Consider the following 17,577-nt stretch of genomic DNA (forward strand, 5'->3'; position numbering starts at 1 on the left):
CTATTTTCGTTTGGTTGGGCTTATTACCGCAGATGCAAACTTTTGAACATTGATTCATTCCATACGCTTCTTTTTTTAGGATTCTCCTCTTTTTTCCCGATACTCCTTAGGGGATCTGCCGACAATCTTCTTGAATAATTTAGAGAAATACGTGGTATTGTTGTAGCCAATCTCACTAGCTATTTCATTGACGTTTTGATTACTGTGCAAAAGCAGCTGCTTTGCTTTTTCCATACGTAAATGGTTCAAATAAGCTGAAAAACTTTTTTTCGTTTCTTTTTTGAACAACTGCCCTAAATACATGACATTTAAATGCAAACTTTCTGACACTTCTTTGAGTGTAAGTGGTTCTTGATAATGCTGATGCAGGATTTCGATTACTTTTTCTACATTGCCACTGTATTTTTTCTGTCTCTGGTGCTTTTGGACGAACGACAGAAGTAGCTGGTGGAGTTCTTGCACCGTTTTTGCCTGATGAATTTTTTCGATTCCTTGTAAATATTCCTCATCTTCTAGATCAATCAATTCCCGTTGAATCTCCATAAACAGTAAAAAGCTGGAGTACCGGATGTCTTCCGGCATCATGGCTGCTAACTGAAATTGCTCGAAAAAATCAGTGATCATTTTTTGGGCAACATCTAATCGTTTATTTTGCAACACACGTCTGAAACTTGAAAAATCGATAGTTTGCTCTTTTATTGTTGCTTGTATTGCGTAAAAAACATGCTCGTCTTTATCTCCATAAAATTGATGTAATTGTAGATTGTCTTTCGCTTGTTGGAATGTTTCAGGGATCTTGTCCAATGAATCTGTCTCTTCCCCGATACTGATCAGCCATTCCTGATCAGGGATGTTTTCTTGGACAAAACAGCAGAATCCATCAACTTCATCTGCCTCCAACAACAGCGTAATCAATATACGGTCTCCATAATTTCTTTGATAATAAAAGATTTGCTGGTGTTCTTTCAACCATGTATTGATAAGAGGATCATGAATTCTTGATAATTGGATCAATACTATTCTATGCTGTTTCTCACTGATTTGTCCTATTATTTCTTCTTCACTTGCTTCATCTAACTCTTCATTCAACCATTGACTGAATAATAGTTCCTGATAGATTTCTTGCTGATTTTTTTGTTCATTTTGCTGGTCTAACCGTGTTTTGATTTTCTTGAGGCTTTCAATCAATTCGAACTTATTCACGGGTTTCATCAAATAATTCACCGCACCTAATTGCATGCCTCCTTTCAAATAATCAAATTCTTGGTACCCGGACAAAATCATAAATTCAAAATTATGATGTTCTTTTTGAGCTGCTTCAATAAATTCCAGTCCGTTTATTTCTGGCATCGTCACGTCCGTTACCACTAGATCAATCCGTTGTTGTTCAAGGACAGATAGTCCTTCTTTGGCATTCTCCGCTGTTGCTACTATTTGGAACCCTAAACTTTTCCAATCAATTATCTTTTTTAACCCATTCAAAATCATATATTCATCATCTACCAATAACACCTGGTACATATTCACCCCTCCTTGAATGTAATAGAAACAGTCAGTCCACCTGTCTCATTATTCTCAAGCGACATGTAATAACTGCTGCCGAAGTTGGCACGTAAACGTTCATTCACGTTTTGCAGACCGATTGATTCGTGAAGTTCCACTTTGGGATGAGACAGTTTTTCTTCCACCTGTTTTAGCCGTTTTTCAGTCATCCCTCTTCCATTATCTTTGACGATGATCCTTACCCGCTTGTCTTCCTGTAAGACTTTGACACTTAGGGCATTATCAAATCGAGTAAAATCAATACCATGTTTAAAATAATTTTCAACTAATGGTTGAATCACAAATTTAGGTACTTCAATCTTTTCCAAATCAGGATCGATCATAAAATGATAGGCCACTCGATTAGGATAACGCATTTGATATAAATAGACATATTTTTCGCAAAAGTCCAATTCTTCTTTCAAAGTGATCGTCTTCTCTTGATTTGTGTTGTTTCGGAGCAAGGCAGAAAAAGCATATACAACATCTGCTAATTCTTCGCTTCCTTCGCTGATTGCATACATTCGGATATATTCTAATGTATTGTATAAAAAATGCGGATTGATCTGTGCTTGAAGCGCCCGCATATGTGCATCTTGCTGTTTGATTTCTAGTTTGTAGATGTCTTCGACAAATTGATTGATGCTATCCAACATTTCGTTGATACCGATCGAAAGTTCCTTTAGTTCATATTCCGTTTTTGTTGTATCAATCCGTGTTTCTAAATTCCCTGCTGCTGTTTGCTCCATTGCCTGCATGACGACGGATATTTGCTGTGAATATCGTTTGAATGTTTTATAAAGAAAGATAAGCAATATACTGTCTAAAACAATGATACCGACAATCAGAGGGGCAAGGTTTTTCCCCGTTTCGGTTTTTACGCTTTTTTTATCTAATACAGCTAATATTCGGTAATCATCCGACAGTTCTTGATGCTGAACAAAATTATTTTTTCTCAGATTAGCAATTGGCAATTGTGAATTTTTCTGAAGACTCTCTGAGATAATCGTTTCTTGTCTTCCAAATGTTTCTTTAGCTATTTTATTATCATGGAACGTATACAAGCGATTTGTCGTGCCAGAAATCATGTATAAAGAGAGTCCATTGAATGACGTTAGATTCTCTAAAATCGTATCTAGCTCTTTCTTTTGGAAACCGATAAAAATACTGCCTGACTCAGCTCCTCCTTGGGTGATAGGCAACTTGATATAAAAGGCATCTAGTAATTTCGGCGTTCCTGCTTTTACTTCTCCGCCTTTGTTTTCTCTAGAGGATTCATAGTACTCCGGTAGCTGATTCAACACGATATATATCGCACTTAGTTCTTCATAATTTATATAAAGATCTTTGATTTGATTTGGGAAAGAAACTAATTCGTCGGTACTGTTTTGCTGCTCATATACATACATCAAATACTGATCTATGGGTTTTGTTAAGTAGGTAGTGACATTTTCGATTTTTTCGGAATCACCTACAAGCTGGTTTTTAATGATCCTACTCAAAGTTGTTTTGTCATTCAGCATTCTGCTTGTACTTTGAACGGCATCACTTGTCATGTTTTCTGCCTGCTTTTGGTTTTGATCCCACGTATGGACACTAAAAATAACAGTAGCAGTCATCGTTACACCAATCATGATAACCGCATATTTCCGTAATAGCCGATTCAGTAAGGTTCCTTTTGAAAATAGAATACGGATCTTATTCATAACTTTCCAACTGTTTATCTAACTCTTCACGCCACTGTTTCGTCATCGTATCATTCCAAACCGTTAAAAGACCAATGACACCAAATAAAATCAATCCTTTGAATTGCCAAGTCACAGCTATAATTACACTGCTACCAATAATTATTTTTAGAAAAGACGAAAAGCTGGAAAAAACCGAAATAAAACTCAGCTTTAGCAGATTAGGAACAGAGATCGTATATTCACTGTCTAAAATCATACTGTATTGATAAGTAGCAAATAGGCAAAATAAGGCAAAAAGCAAAATAAAATCAATAGCTAAAAAAATGAGCCCTTTGATTTGAACAGATAGATATAGATTGTAGCTCAATAAAGCAGTACTAGATAAAAATAAACTAAATAGCAGATTTCCTCTTAAAAAATTTCTTTTATATATATTCCAGCCTCTTTTTAACGTGATTTCTTTATACTCGAATCCATATAAATAAAATAACTCATTGACTGTTTTCCATGCCGTACCTAATCCAAAGATGATTCCGCCGACAAACGTGTATATCCAGAAATATAAGGTTAGTTTTATAACGACCCAGATCCGGATAAACAACTCTTCCAAAACCTTCCCTAACATATCTTCTCCTCCAAACATTAAGTTTATACTTTCTCATTATACAAAAAAAGGTTGGGCAATCAGCACCATGGCCTGAGTATTAAAGGTTGTAAAAGAGCTGCCCTGCATCAAGTAATAAGAACAGCCGAACAAAAATAGCTCTCTACGTTTTTCGTTCGGTTGGGCTGATTGCCGCAGATACAAGGTTTTGAACACCATTCATTCGGAACAAGAGGTTGCGACACGTTTTTGTCACAACCTCTTTGTCTTTATTCATTATTGTTCTTGTCGAAACTCGTCATATTGTTTTTGCATTTCTTTCAATACCTTGTCATAACCAGCTTTATCTAAAGCTTCTTTTAATTTCGGCAATGTTTCATCTGGATCAACAGTTCCTGTATTCAATCCATCCAAATACTGGTTCATGACATTTGAAATATTACTTAATTCTGTTTTTACATTGTCCGTGTTGAAGCTGAATCCTAAAATCGGTGAAGTTTCTGCTTCAGCAATCGATTGGTCGCGTTTGGCAATCATGTCATCCGTAATGGACTCTTGTGTATATAGAATCTTATTGTTTCCTGTATTCCAAGCAGACATATGTGTGTTTGGCTGATAACCATCTAGCAATTTGATTTTATCCTCTGAACCATCGACTTTTTCCCATGCTTCTCCTTCGATTCCCCAAACAAGTCCATTCAATAATTCTGGATCACTGTTAAGTAGGCCTAGAAGTTCTACTGATTTTTCTTTATTTTTTGAAGTATTGGATACGACAAAATTTGCCATTTGTGCTTGAGCTGTAGATTTCAATGGAACAGTAATTGCTTTTGAAACTAGTTCTTGTTTTGCTGCATTTGTCAAAATCGTATCGCCATAATCATAGGGGCCTTGTGTTTCTCCACGCATCAGCCAAGTATTTCCTTCTAGTGGATAGTCCTTATTGCTCGTTGCAGCGTCACTTGGAATGAGTCCTTGTTTGTACCAGCTATGCATCGTACGCAACAGTCCGATATACGTTTCATTGTCGTATTGGTTGATGATTTTTGAATCATCTCCATCCAGATCAATAGCAAATGGTAAAGTGTTCCCTAAAGGATAGTCAAAGTTTCCTTGGACTTTGAATCCTTGTCCAATGGCAAAAGCGGCCGTGTTTGGTTCTTTTTCATGGAATTCCTTCAAAACTTTTTCTGCATCAGCGTAAGATTGGATTCCATCAATTGAAAGATCATATTTATCTAGTAAAGCTTTGTTAAAAGTAAGTACTTGTTGAGCAAAGACATTTCCATTTACTGGAAAGGCATATAATTTCCCATTCACCAAATTTCCTTTGATATAAGCTTCATCTAAATCATTATACGCTTTTTCAGCATACTTAGGCGCTAATTCAGTCAAATCAGCAAAGGCTCCTTTTTGAGCATTGGAAACATAGTTGTTCGCAAAGGCGATATCGTAATTTTCTCCGGAAGAAATGATGACGTTCATTTTCTTTTCGTAATCGCCCCAACCAATGTAATTGATATTGACTTTTGCACCAATCTCTTTTTCGATTCGTTTGTTTGCCACTTCCATCAATTGATCGAAATTATCCGGTTTATCACCGATTTGATACATCTGCAAAGTGTCCGAATCACTAGCTTCTGCTTGCTCTTTAGAACCAGAACCTCCGCATGCCGCTAATGTACCTACCAATAATGCTGAAACACCTGTAAAGGCTAGTTTCTTCCATAACTTCATTTTTCTTCCTCCTAGTTTTATGATTTATATTTTTTTATTCTTTTACTCCACCGATCGTTAGACCTTTGACAAAATGTTTCTGGAAAAATGGATAGCTGATCGCAATAGGCAACGTAGAGATAACTACGATCGCCATTCTGGCGGATTCTCCTGGAACTGAAGCTAGCCCACCTGTCAATTGGCTTCCTGCTCCTGAATTTTGCGTCAGATATTGAATATTACTTTGGATTTTCATCAAAAGATACTGTAGTGGAACTAGCTTATCATCTTGAATGTATAGTAAAGCATTGAACCAGTCATTCCAGTAGCCCAATGCGGCAAATAAGCTGATTGTCGCGATACCAGGAACAGCTAACGGTAAAACGATTTGAACGAATATTCGAAGTTCGCTAGCTCCGTCGATCCGCGCCGATTCAATAATCGAATCAGAGACCGAACGTTTAAAGAATGTGCGCATCACAATAATATTGAAGGGGCTGACAGCCATTGGCAAGATCAATGCCCAAATCGTATCTTTTAACTGGAGAAGATTTGTCATAACAAGATAATTGGCTACCATTCCTGGTGAGAACAACATCGTAATCAAACAAAAAACGGTAAAAAAACGACGGAATGGAAAGTTTGACCGCGAAATCGCATAAGCATATAAAGAAGTAGCCGTGCTATTGATCAGGGTACCTAAAACAGTAACAAGTACAGTGACGAAAAGCGCTTGCAAAATTTTATCCTGCATCTGGTCGAACAAATACGTATAACCAAATAGACTGAATTTTTCTGGCCAAAAACTGTACCCGTGCGTCGACAATATGGACTCATCGGTAACAGAGATGGCAATAACAAATATGAATGGCAAAACACAGGAAATAGCAAAGAGTGCAATCATTATATTAGAGAAAAAATTGGTCGTCTTATTGAAAGAACGGACTTGGACTCTCTCCACTTTCTTTTTTTTCATTTTTTTCCTCCTTAGAATAATGCAGAATCGCTATCAAAACGACGGGCGACCGTATTTGTGATCATCAATAAGACAAAACCGACAACTGATTGATAAAGGCCTGCAGCAGCCGTCATACCAAAATCTCCTGTGGATGTCAGCCCATTGTAGATATACGTATCCAAAACTTGAGTCACATCGTACAATGCACCGGAATTCCTAGGAATGTTATAAAACAGGCCAAAATCAGCTCGAAAAATGTTTCCTACGGCTAAAATCGTTAAAATCGTCATCAATGGAATCAGTTGTGGTATCGTCACATGTTTGATTTGCTGCCATTTGCTAGCTCCATCAACCATAGCAGCTTCATAATAAGTCGGATCGATTCCCATAACAGATGCAAAGTAAATGATGCTGTTATAACCAATCCCTTTCCATGTACCGATGAACACTAAGATAAATGGCCAATATTTCGGTTCATTATACCAATTGACAGCTTCTCCTCCGTGTCCAGTAATCCACTGGTTGAATATTCCTTTGTCGGGACTTAAAAAGGCGTAAACGAAGTAACTGATAATGACCCAAGATAGAAAATAAGGGAGCAACGACATCGTTTGATAAACTTTAACAAGTCGTTTATTTCTCAACTCGCTCATAATGACTGCAAATACGACTGAAATGAGCAGATTTAAAAGGATAAATGTCACATTATATAAAATTGTATTTTTAGTGATGAGAAATGCTTGGTCCGAAGAAAATAAAAATTTGAAATTTTCCCAACCCACCCAAGGACTTTCCCTCAGGCTAGCCAAGAACCCATCTGCTGAAATATGAAAATTTTTGAATGCTACGACATTCGCCATTACAGGTATGTAAAAGAAAAAAATCATCCAAAGCATACCCGGTACAGCCATCAGGACAAGTGCTTTATAACGCCATAGATTCATAAAAAAATGATTGAACCCCTTTCGTTTTTTCATCTAAAAACCCCTTTCGATTCATTCGCAACGTTATTATAGCGCTTTCAATAATGAGAATAAATAAACAAAGTATAGGGAAAATGAAACAAAGTATAGGAGAGGTTGTGAATTCAGCGTTTTGTCCTGAGTATTAGACAGATCGTGACCTTGCTATCTAACTCCGAGTCACAACGAGCAATGGGGACTGTGACAAAAGTCTTGTCACAGTCCCTTATTCCGAACAAACGGTGTTCCAGAAGTAGCTTCTACGGAAATAAGCCGAAATTTCACAAAAAAGCCATCCAAAGTCAGACGGATAAGTCTGCTTTTCAGATGTCGCTACAACTACGCTACTTATTCTTTTAGCTGTCCATTCAATTATTTTTCTCTCACTTGTTCTAGCTCTTCTTTGGTCATGGGGCGATACTGCCCTCTATTCAAATCTTTAGGAAGACAAAAATTCCCCATACGGATTCTTTTTAAATATAAGACTTCTTTTCCTACTGCTTTGACCATTCGCTTGACTTGGTGAAACTTCCCTTCATGCAAAATCAGACGGATAATTGAAGTTTCTGACTCTTGATCTACTTGATCAATTTGGAGTTTTGCCGGCAATGTCTGCTCATCGCCATCAATAATCAGTCCTTCTGCAAATAAACGGATATCTTCTTCTGTCATTATACCGCTAACCTCAGCTAGATATTCTTTCTCCATGTGTTTTTTTGGTGATAATAACTGATGGGCAAATACCCCATCATTCGTTAAAATCAGGAGGCCTTCCGTGTCTTTATCCAATCGGCCAACTGGAAAAAGATCTTCCCGATAATCTTGATCTTCCAACAAATCGATTACGGTTTGATCATGATTATCCTGAGTAGCAGAAATGACTCCTGCAGGTTTATGCAAAATATAATAAAAATCTTTTTGATACGCAATGATTTCTCCTAAATAAGTAACCGTATCTTCAAACTCGTTTACTTGCGCTTTATCGCTTTTGACCACTTGTCCATTGACTTCAATCGTTCCTTTTTTGATCAATCCTTTGACTTCTTTGCGGCTACCAAGTCCCATATCTGCTAAAAATTTATCTAAACGCATGCGTTTCCCCCATTTCAAAAGAGCATTGATTCTGCTCTTCCCATTCACTTATTTTATTTTTAATTTGTGTCGTAAACGCGCTATTCCTGGTCCTAGTAGTCTTTCTGCCAAACGGATTTTCAAAGCTAAATAACCGTACACCAATACCCCTATACCTGCTACTGCAAGAATCAATAATAGAGACTGGAATTTGCTATCTTCATTTAAGAAAGTCCCAAAAATCATCTTTGTGATCCACGAAGCAAAAAGCATAATCAAGGTAAGAATAAAGATCAGTAATGTCCTACGCCAGACAAAACTTGGTTTAAAGCGAGCTACTTCATGGATCCTCTTTAAGATCAAGGTACAAGACACAGCAAACCCGAGCATTGTCGCTAATAAAGGGCCATACACTTCAAATAAACGAATGGCTGGATATTGAAGAAGTAGTTTCACCAGAAACCCAACAACCAAATAACTGATTGCCGCCCTGTTTTCAAACATTCCTTGCAGCATGTTGGAAACTAGCATATATAACCCTAAGAAGAGTCCTACAAAACTTGCTTGGATCAGTACATTGCTTCCTAGAGAATCTGGTGTATAAAATAATGTGTTTAGCGGATAGGCAAGTAACATGACACCAAATGTCGCTGGAAACATAAAAAATGAAAACAGTTGTAAATTTCCGCTCGTCAATTTTGCCAGTCCTACTCGATCTTTCAACGTAACAGCTTCTGTAATCAACGGTAACCCGGTAGACGCGATCGATGTTGCCAATGCGATAACTACCATTGTCAATTTATCTGGATTGGCACTAAAAATCGAAAAAAGATCTAGCAACTGTGCATTGGAATATTCAGTGGATGCAGACATGACCTTCATAAAAGTGAATTGATCGACTAATTTGAAGATTGTTACCCCTGAACCAACGATAATAAACGGTATTGCTTCTTTAATGGTATCTAACAACAATTCCTTCGTTGCAATATTTACTTTGTTTTCGCTGTAGTGGATAAATGCAGATGTATACGCTTGATGTTTCTTCAAAAAATACAAAAGGACAAGGATACTTGCTAGCATACCGATAAATGCCGCGAAAGTTGATTGCGTGACCGCCGTCACATAATCGCCATTCATGACTTTCATGATGATGAATGTAGCCAACAGCATATAAAAAATACGTGCCACTTGTTCAACGATCTGCGACAGCGCATAAGGCATCATCTCTTGGTTCCCTTGAAAATACCCTCGTATCACACTCATACAAGGAAAAACCAATACAGCGATACTCAAAGAGCGCATCGTTGGAATCAGTTCTTCTCCGCCACCAGAAGCATGAGCTAGCCAAGGAGAGGCGATGTACATGAACAAAGCGAATAACAGACCTAACCCGCCCATCATCTGTAATGCCCGGATGAATAATCGTCGTGAAGTGCCATATTCATTCAACGAATTATATCGCGCGGTTTGTTTTGCGATCGCCGCGGGTATTCCTGCTGTAGAGATCAGTAGAAACAATGCATATATATTGTACCCCATATTGAATAATCCATTGGCAGCCTTAGCATTTTCGCCCATCCAAGCATACCAAGGAATGATATAGACAGCTCCTAGCAACCTTGAAATGATATTACTGGCGGTCATCCAAGCAGAGCCTCGTGCCATTTTTTCTTGCGGTGATAATTGATCTAATGCTGGTTTTCTTTGATTATCCATCGGTCAGATTCCAACTTTCTACAAAACATTACTATCATTTTAATTGGTAAAACAGAAACTGGCAATCGATTTTATATAACTTTTATAAGAACGATTGTTTTTTTGAATTCGGTTTCGTTTTTTTGGTAAAGTAAAGAAATATACAGCCTTTTATGGCTAACATTTATAGGAGATATCAATGACACAAGAAATAAAAAAACTACCCGTTATATTTTTAGGTCTTTTCTTTATCACAGTTGGATTGAATTGGTTCTTGCTCCCTCATGATATAGCTTCCGCCGGAGTGGGCGCAATCGGACATTTAGTTGAAACGGCCTTTTCTATCCAACGCTCAGTTACTGTTTGGAGCATCAATCTTATGATGCTGCTTCTAGCCGCTGTTCTATTAGGAAAATCAATATTTTTTAAAACTGTAGCGGGAAGTCTGCTTTTTCCTGTTGTTTTAGAAATCGTTCCAAAAGTGGAAATGCTCTCCTCTCATTTCTTCTCACTGATTTCAGGAAGTCTTTTGTTCAGTCTTGGCGTTTACACATTGTACACCGTCGGAGCCTCAAATGGCGGGATAACGATACCGCCAATTATTTTTCACAAATTTTTTCGGCTTCCAATGCCGCAAGGACTGTTACTTACGAATAGCCTTATCATCTTTTTGAATTATTATGTATTTGGATGGTTGGAGACACTGTTCGTTCTCCTATCTATTACAGTCAGTTCATTGTTTATGAAAATACTCATCCGCTTGTCCCCTGTGTCAAGAAAATTTGAATAAAGCTGGATTTTGTCACAGCGGAATCAAACGATATATTGAAAAGAGTGTGCTATAATAAATCAAGAAATTGAATGAAGCGAGGGATCAATCAATGAGCTTCTCTTTAGAAGACATCCGTCATTTACTATTAAAAGAACATCTATTAAAAGAATTTGTTTCAACAAAAGGCTGGCATCTTGATGTACCAGAAAAAGCTGAATTTCTTCAGTTAAGTTATGATTCAAGAAAAGCTGATGCTTCTACTCTGTTTTTCTGTAAAGGAATGAATTTCAAAGAAGAATATTTGGATTCAGCGATCGAACAAGGTATCCAATATTATGTATCAGAGCAGCCATACGAAAATTCAGCAGTAGGAATCATTGTGACGGATATCCGTAAAGCAATGGCACTTCTTGCTATGGCCTTTTACGACTATCCACAAAATAAATTGAAAGTAATTGGATTCACTGGAACAAAAGGTAAAACAACTGCTGCGTATTTTACTAAAGCAATCTTGGATCACACAACGAATAAAAAAACTGCATTGCTTTCTACGATGAATACAACGCTAGATGGCAAAACATATTTCAAATCCCATTTGACAACGCCTGAGTCATTAGATTTATATCGTATGATGGCAGAAGCAGTTGAAAATGGTATGACTCATCTAGTGATGGAAGTTTCTTCCCAAGCTTACAAAACACAACGTGTGTACGGGTTGACTTTAGATGTAGGAATCTTCTTGAATATCTCGCCTGACCATATCAGTCCGATCGAACATCCGACATTTGATGATTATTTCTATTGCAAGCGTCAATTGATCTTAAACTCAAAAACAGTTGTTTTGAATCACGAAAGTGACTATTTTGATTTGCTTAAAGAAACCGCCGATCTATTCCAGATCCCAACGATCACTTATGGTCGTTCGGAAGAAAGCAATTATCAAGTGATCCATTCAGACAAAGGTAACCACGGGTTTACTTTATCTTCTCGTCAAGATCACTTAGCTATCTGCGATACTGCTTATGATATTTTGCTGGCCGGAGGATTCAATCAAGAAAATGCAGCCAGTGCGATCATTGCCGCAGCACTAACCGGTGCTTCCAGTCAAGATGCACAAGCCGGATTAAAAGAAGCTCGTGTACCAGGCCGAATGGATCAATTGATCCAATCAAATGGGGCGCATGTCTATGTGGACTACGCACATAATTATCTAAGTTTGAAAACATTGCTGGAATTTGCCAAAAATGAACATCCAGACGGTCGTGTAATTGTTGTATTAGGCAGCCCAGGGAACAAAGCAATCTCCCGTCGACATGATTTTGGAAAAGTGCTATCAGAAACAGCTGACGTCGCCTTTTTAACGGCAGATGACCCAGCATTTGAAGATCCGCAAAAAATCGCGGAAGAAATCAATGAAGCAATTACTAATCCAGAATTGATCGTTCATTATGAAATGGACCGTCCTGAAGCGATTCGACGTGCTTTAGCAGAAAGTACTCCGCAGGATTCAGTCGTCATTGCGGGAAAAGGGGTTGATCCCTATCAAAAAATCAATGGTGTAGATGAACCTTATGAAGGAGATTATGCAATCGTGAAGCGGTTGATTGAAGAGTAATGTTATTTATATTCTAGTAGACGGGACGCCATGAAAAGAAAACTTTTCATAGCGTCCCGTCTATGGAATTATCAAGAAAAGTTGCCGGAACTACGTTAATTTTTATTGTTTCTTTATCATGCCTCTTAAAGATAGCGCTTTCGTTAGTTTTGCTTACTGGCTCTTCTATCGTTGCTTTTAGTTTATTATTCCTGTCTTTTCAATAATATAAAGGTGGTTATTATGAAAAAAATTTTCAACTTAGCAAACGGTATCTTTTTTCTTTCTCTTTTTTCTGTCATTTTTCTAACTTTGGATTTGCAAAGTGGCAAAATGGGGGCTGTTATTTTTAGAAATCTCCATTTGCCAGTTGATGCATCGATTGTTGGATGGTTACTGCTACTTTTTTCTTACTTGATGAGTCGGAAGCATCAGACTAAGTTTTTCGCGCGCTTAGGCGGAAGGGTTGCTCTATTTTTTCTAGTCGTTTATCTGATATTCACATGTCTAGGTTTGCTTCAGTCGCTCGGTATTCTGCCTTGATACTTCGTTCGAATCATATTGACTATAATAAATAGAGGCTGGGACAGAAGCGTTTAACTCCAAGAAATAAGAAGGAATTCACGAAAATTGCTTTTCAAATTTTTGTGAATTTCAGCTTATTTCCGAAGGAGTTGCTTCTGCTTCCGCCGTTTATACGTGTTTAGAGCGTGGGACAAAAGTGTTCTTGACTTTTGTCCCACGCTCTATTTTCTTAGAAATCAGTTAGCTGACTTTTCACTAGCTAATTCTGCTGCCTTTTCTCTTTCTTCATTCAATAATTTATTATCATAAAATTTAATAAATGGGAACCAGATAATGAATGCGATGATTGCACAAAAGACAGCTAGCACAGCTGCTTTCCAATCACCCCCACTGCCGACAAATGCGCCAATTCCAACTGGTGAAGGCCACGGCATCTGTGCAAGCATCGGTTTAACGATTTCCAGCCGAATGGCAAAATAAGCGAGTGTAGCAGAAGCCATCGGTGCTAAGAAAAACGGAACCGCTAAATAGGGATTGTAGACGATTGGCATCCCGAAAATAATTGGTTCGTTGATATTGAATAGTCCTGGTACAAGAGAGGCTTTTCCTAACACTTTCAGCTGATCCGATTTCGCGAGGAATGCAATAAAGATGATCAATCCTAAGGTCGCGCCTGATCCACCAACGGTTACATAAGAATTGTTGAATTCTCCTGCCAACGGATAATTTGCGCCTTGTGCGTTAGCTGCCATATTAGCTAATACGATTGGGGTCAAGAAAGAAGTGATGATATTCGCTCCATGGATACCTACGATCCACAATGCATGGATCAAGAAATAAATCACCATGACACCAAGCCACGTATTCGTCAGCTGCGTAACAAACCCAAATGGGATAGCAATCATTTTGAAGATATCCGTTCCTAGTGCAACTAATAATCCATTGATGATCATCACCACAAACGCAATGACAAATGTTGGGATCAGAGCGGTGAAAGAACGAGAAACTCCCGGCGGAACAACATCTGGCATTTTTATGACCCAATTTCTCTTGACACACATACAATACAATTCGACCGCAATAATCGACATAATAATAGCTGTAAAGATTCCTGAAGTTCCTAAACGTTCGACAAAAGAGCCCATCCGTATCCCATTTACTACAGTTTCTGTCTCATTGATAGAAGCAATCAAGCTGATTTTACCATCGGTCATGATCAACTCAGGGATACACATAAAGAATGCAAAAACAGATAGTAATGCCCCCGTGAGCGGATTAACATTCAACTTTTGTTCATCTCGTTCAATTGACGTTAATTCATAAGCAAACACAATGGCAAAGTAAATAGATAAAATACCCATCGTCATTGTATTGACGATCATGTACAAGTCACTAACTTTGAAAAAAGTTGCATTAAAAAATCCTTCTAAAAATGGGAACGGTAATGGCAAAATATTCAAAACCAAAAACATCGAACCTACGATCGTGAAAGGAATAGAAGCCATCCCCGCTGCCATAACAGCCCGAACGATTTTAAGTTGCGCAATTTTCCCCATAGGTCCCATCAGGTATTTCTGCAAAAAATCAAACATTAATTATTCTCCTTTCCTAAATACAACGCTTTTTCATATTGTTTTATACGGATATACTGCTGATCTTGATTGAGCGAAATTTTCTTTAAACGATACTGGATAAATACACTGACAAAAATACCGCTTACAATAAGAATGAAAACAAATAGCTGTCCTCTATTGTTATTTGCCATAAAAGGATACAAGAGTGTAAATCCTGAGCTGAACAACACTGGAATCAATAATATATTGCAGACACCCTGAAACAAAAAATACCGCTTTGTCCATGGAACATTCGTTTGGTGCTTTCGATAAAGCTTTACTTGTTCTCCTACTGCAGGCAAAATAGCTAAAAGTAGAACCATTGGTAAACTGCTTCCTAAACTTTTAGCTGATAGAAGCAGAATCATCCATTGCATGTTCATGAAAAAGAAAAAGGCAGTCAGATAGCGTACGAACAGATAACGATTGAAATACATGTTTTTCAAACTAAGTTGCTTTTTTTCTAATTCGATTTTCCTTTTTACTGTATCCTGCACAATAAATCTTCCTTTCTATTTATTTTTTTGATACAAATAATTCATTTCCTGTGCAACTTCCAATAATGTCATCGTCGTCATCAGATGATCTTGTGCATGGACCATGATAATTTCCATTTCTATTTTTGTCCCACTAGCATATTCTTTCAGAAGTTGAGTTTGTGATTGATGCGCATGAAGAATCTCTTCATTTGCTTGTCGCAACTTCTCTTCTACTTCTTCAAACATCTCCTTACGCATCGAGCGAAATGCTTCATGTATCAGTGTTCGTGCATTTCCGCTATGAAAAATGATATCAAAAGACGTCACTTGTAGCGTTTCACTGTTTATTTTTTCAGCCATCTGTTTTCCTCCTTATTCGATCAGTTTGATAAATTTACTGCTGAAATTCTCAAAAATAGGTTCAGCTAAGATTTCCTGTTGCACGTTTAGCTGGTCAACTAACCTAACGATTGCTTTGGTCACGACCGTAATTCCTTCATTTTCGATATAAGAAGGCGAAACTAGAAAAACAAAATGGATTCCTTGATACTGATTCCATTGCATCCCTGAAGGAATCAAAGCAACGGCTATCTTTGTTTCGATTCCAACTGGAACAGCGGGATGTGGGACTGCCACTGTATCACTGAATATGATTTGTCCCATACTTTCACGTTGCTGGATCTGCTTTCGCATTTCTCTTATATATCCTTCTTCTTCATTTATGCTCAGCTTTTGCAACAAATCATGAAGAACTTCTTCTTTTTTCGGTTCGTACGTATAAGTCTTGAAAAACTTTTCAGACAGCTGTTCGGTGTAAATCTGTTTTTTTTGCTGTAGAGAAAATGCTGGTATCGGTTGATCTGAGGAATGATAAGGTATGGATTCACCAATTACCTTTCGTATTTTATGAACATCATCTTCATTCAAAAAAATACTGACATGTAAAACTGGAATTTTAAAAAACATTGTCGAAAGATCAATAGAAGAAATAATCAAGTCGATTCCTTTTAAAGTTGTTTCATTGATCTCATAATAGCCTTTTACATTTACCACTGTAATATTTTTTCCAAATTCACTGACTACACGATTCTTTAATAATTGAGCACTGCCATAACCTGTTGCGCAGATGATTAACGCATGCAATTTATGCGTAGCTCTTTCTTTTTCCAATGCCGCCATGAGATGCAAAGCCAAATAGGCCCATTCATCTTCATTGATGGTATAGTTTTTCAAAGCCGGCATGTTGCTGAAATGCGTTTTTACTGCTTCAAAAACTTTGGGATTTTCTTCCTTTATCTCTTCAGTCAGAGGGTTCTCAATGCGAATGCCTCGGCTCAATCGAATCATCATTGGTGACAAATGATCGAGTAGACCATTGAAAAGCTGGTGATCCTCTATTAATGAAAAACGAAATTCCTGAGACAATCGTTTCAAAACTTTCGCTACTTCCTTTGATAGTTCCTGATCATTTTTATTTTCTCTATGATTTGACTTAGCCATAAGGTGTAAAGTCAAATAAGCAATTTCTTCTTGGGGAAACGATACATCTGCGATTACCTCAATACGTTGAACAATGCGTTGCGCGACTTGATACTCTACTCGATCAGAAACTTCTTGTTCGATACCTAGTTCCTTGATTTCAAACCCTTCTCGTAGACGTTTGATTCCCAAAGCCAGGTGTAAGGACAAATTCTGTATGATAAAATCAGAAACTTTTAACTTAGCTTCTCTTGTTTCATCGAGAATGATGATCACTAGCTCTTCAAAACTGATGTCTGTGAAAAAGCGACTTTGTCCTAAATATTCTTTCAATGAATTCCCATAATGGTTCCCGAAAAAAGTATCCATGATAAAATGCCGTCGATTTCTTTCTTCCCCTTCGATCCATATCCCTTGACCATGCTTAGAAACAATTTTTAGTGAATAAGAAATCAACCGCTCTTTGATTTCTTGCATGTCCTTTGTCAAACTAGAACGACTGATATAAAGCTCTTCTGCCAAATCATCCATAAAAAGAATGGCATCTTCCAAAAGCAGTTGGTTCAATATATACTTTTGTCGGTCTTCCGACTCATAAAATCCTTGAGGCTCTCTAGCATATCCCGGTACTATTTCTTGCCGACTCAAAAACAGATCAAATGTCAGTCTTTGTAAAATATGCAGTTGGTAACCATAACCTGGTTTAGCAATGATCTTACCTCCGTTTTCTTCTACTAACTCTTTGATCCGCTGCAAGTAATTACGGATTGTCCGATCAGATAATAACAATTCAGAAGCTAAACGTTGACTGGTGACATACTCCTTCCTGTGATCAATCAAATATCTCAACAGTAATTTTTCCTTCTGTTTCATTATCAT

Annotated in this window: 16 protein-coding genes; 4 read left to right on the top strand and 12 right to left on the bottom strand. The window is 37.6% G+C overall.

The window, feature by feature from the left end; genetic code table 11:
* Positions 1 to 75 precede the first annotated feature (75 nt).
* The 8 genes from RWU19_RS12810 to RWU19_RS12845 form a co-directional block, all read right to left on the bottom strand.
* Positions 76 to 1,521, bottom strand: coding sequence for a response regulator transcription factor (locus tag RWU19_RS12810; protein ID WP_316002599.1), 1,446 nt, complete (start codon positions 1,519 to 1,521; stop codon positions 76 to 78).
* A 2-nt stretch (positions 1,522 to 1,523) separates the two neighbouring features.
* On the bottom strand, positions 1,524 to 3,248 hold the full coding sequence (locus tag RWU19_RS12815; RefSeq protein WP_002292278.1) for a sensor histidine kinase: 1,725 nt from the start codon (positions 3,246 to 3,248) through the stop codon (positions 1,524 to 1,526).
* Positions 3,241 to 3,855 (bottom strand): YesL family protein, encoded by a 615-nt coding sequence (locus RWU19_RS12820; RefSeq protein WP_123838181.1) that lies wholly within the window; start codon positions 3,853 to 3,855, stop codon positions 3,241 to 3,243. The genes RWU19_RS12815 and RWU19_RS12820 overlap by 8 nt, the downstream gene beginning before the upstream one ends.
* Before the next feature lie 255 nt (positions 3,856 to 4,110).
* Complete coding sequence (locus RWU19_RS12825; protein WP_002310831.1) at positions 4,111 to 5,571, bottom strand: ABC transporter substrate-binding protein; 1,461 nt, start codon at positions 5,569 to 5,571, stop codon at positions 4,111 to 4,113.
* 34 nt (positions 5,572 to 5,605) lie between these two features.
* Positions 5,606 to 6,526, bottom strand: coding sequence for a carbohydrate ABC transporter permease (locus RWU19_RS12830; protein ID WP_002316111.1), 921 nt, complete (start codon positions 6,524 to 6,526; stop codon positions 5,606 to 5,608).
* Between the two features lie 11 nt (positions 6,527 to 6,537).
* On the bottom strand, positions 6,538 to 7,485 hold the full coding sequence (locus tag RWU19_RS12835) for an ABC transporter permease (RefSeq protein WP_002341420.1): 948 nt from the start codon (positions 7,483 to 7,485) through the stop codon (positions 6,538 to 6,540).
* A gap of 357 nt (positions 7,486 to 7,842) precedes the next feature.
* The gene (locus RWU19_RS12840) at positions 7,843 to 8,562 is read right to left on the bottom strand and encodes a pseudouridine synthase (RefSeq protein ID WP_123838182.1); all 720 of its coding nucleotides are present in this window, start codon (positions 8,560 to 8,562) and stop codon (positions 7,843 to 7,845) included.
* A 48-nt stretch (positions 8,563 to 8,610) separates the two neighbouring features.
* Positions 8,611 to 10,257: a polysaccharide biosynthesis protein gene (locus tag RWU19_RS12845; RefSeq protein WP_316002600.1), complete on the bottom strand. Its 1,647-nt coding sequence runs from the start codon at positions 10,255 to 10,257 to the stop codon at positions 8,611 to 8,613.
* Between the two features lie 178 nt (positions 10,258 to 10,435).
* Here RWU19_RS12845 and RWU19_RS12850 point away from each other — a divergent pair, with 178 nt between their 5' ends.
* The 4 genes from RWU19_RS12850 (at position 10,436) to RWU19_RS13995 (ending at position 13,436) form a co-directional block, all read left to right on the top strand.
* Positions 10,436 to 11,026: a YitT family protein gene (locus RWU19_RS12850; RefSeq protein ID WP_002292268.1), complete on the top strand. Its 591-nt coding sequence runs from the start codon at positions 10,436 to 10,438 to the stop codon at positions 11,024 to 11,026.
* A gap of 91 nt (positions 11,027 to 11,117) precedes the next feature.
* Complete coding sequence (locus RWU19_RS12855; protein ID WP_070770629.1) at positions 11,118 to 12,623, top strand: UDP-N-acetylmuramoyl-L-alanyl-D-glutamate--L-lysine ligase; 1,506 nt, start codon at positions 11,118 to 11,120, stop codon at positions 12,621 to 12,623.
* Positions 12,624 to 12,845: 222 nt separating this feature from the next.
* On the top strand, positions 12,846 to 13,145 hold the full coding sequence (locus tag RWU19_RS12860; protein WP_123838183.1) for a hypothetical protein: 300 nt from the start codon (positions 12,846 to 12,848) through the stop codon (positions 13,143 to 13,145).
* A gap of 108 nt (positions 13,146 to 13,253) precedes the next feature.
* A complete protein-coding gene (locus RWU19_RS13995; RefSeq protein ID WP_260241632.1) occupies positions 13,254 to 13,436 on the top strand; it encodes a hypothetical protein in 183 nt (60 codons plus the stop codon).
* Here RWU19_RS13995 and celB read toward each other — a convergent pair.
* The 4 genes from celB to RWU19_RS12880 are packed head-to-tail and all read right to left on the bottom strand — an operon-like array spanning position 13,364 to position 17,571.
* Complete coding sequence (celB, locus tag RWU19_RS12865; protein ID WP_002310822.1) at positions 13,364 to 14,719, bottom strand: PTS cellobiose transporter subunit IIC; 1,356 nt, start codon at positions 14,717 to 14,719, stop codon at positions 13,364 to 13,366. The two genes, RWU19_RS13995 and celB, sit on opposite strands and share 73 nt — an antisense overlap.
* On the bottom strand, positions 14,719 to 15,237 hold the full coding sequence (locus RWU19_RS12870) for a hypothetical protein (protein ID WP_123838184.1): 519 nt from the start codon (positions 15,235 to 15,237) through the stop codon (positions 14,719 to 14,721). Before RWU19_RS12870 ends, celB begins: the two co-directional genes overlap by 1 nt.
* Positions 15,238 to 15,252: 15 nt before the next feature.
* Positions 15,253 to 15,579: a PTS cellobiose transporter subunit IIA gene (locus RWU19_RS12875; protein ID WP_002285954.1), complete on the bottom strand. Its 327-nt coding sequence runs from the start codon at positions 15,577 to 15,579 to the stop codon at positions 15,253 to 15,255.
* 12 nt (positions 15,580 to 15,591) lie between these two features.
* Entirely contained in the window at positions 15,592 to 17,571 is a 1,980-nt protein-coding gene (locus RWU19_RS12880; protein ID WP_086286439.1) for a BglG family transcription antiterminator, read from the bottom strand.
* Positions 17,572 to 17,577 lie beyond the last annotated feature (6 nt).

Origin of the sequence: Enterococcus sp. 2STP, from assembly GCF_032465635.1 — a bacterium.
In the GTDB taxonomy this organism is placed as follows: domain Bacteria; phylum Bacillota; class Bacilli; order Lactobacillales; family Enterococcaceae; genus Enterococcus_B; species Enterococcus_B lactis.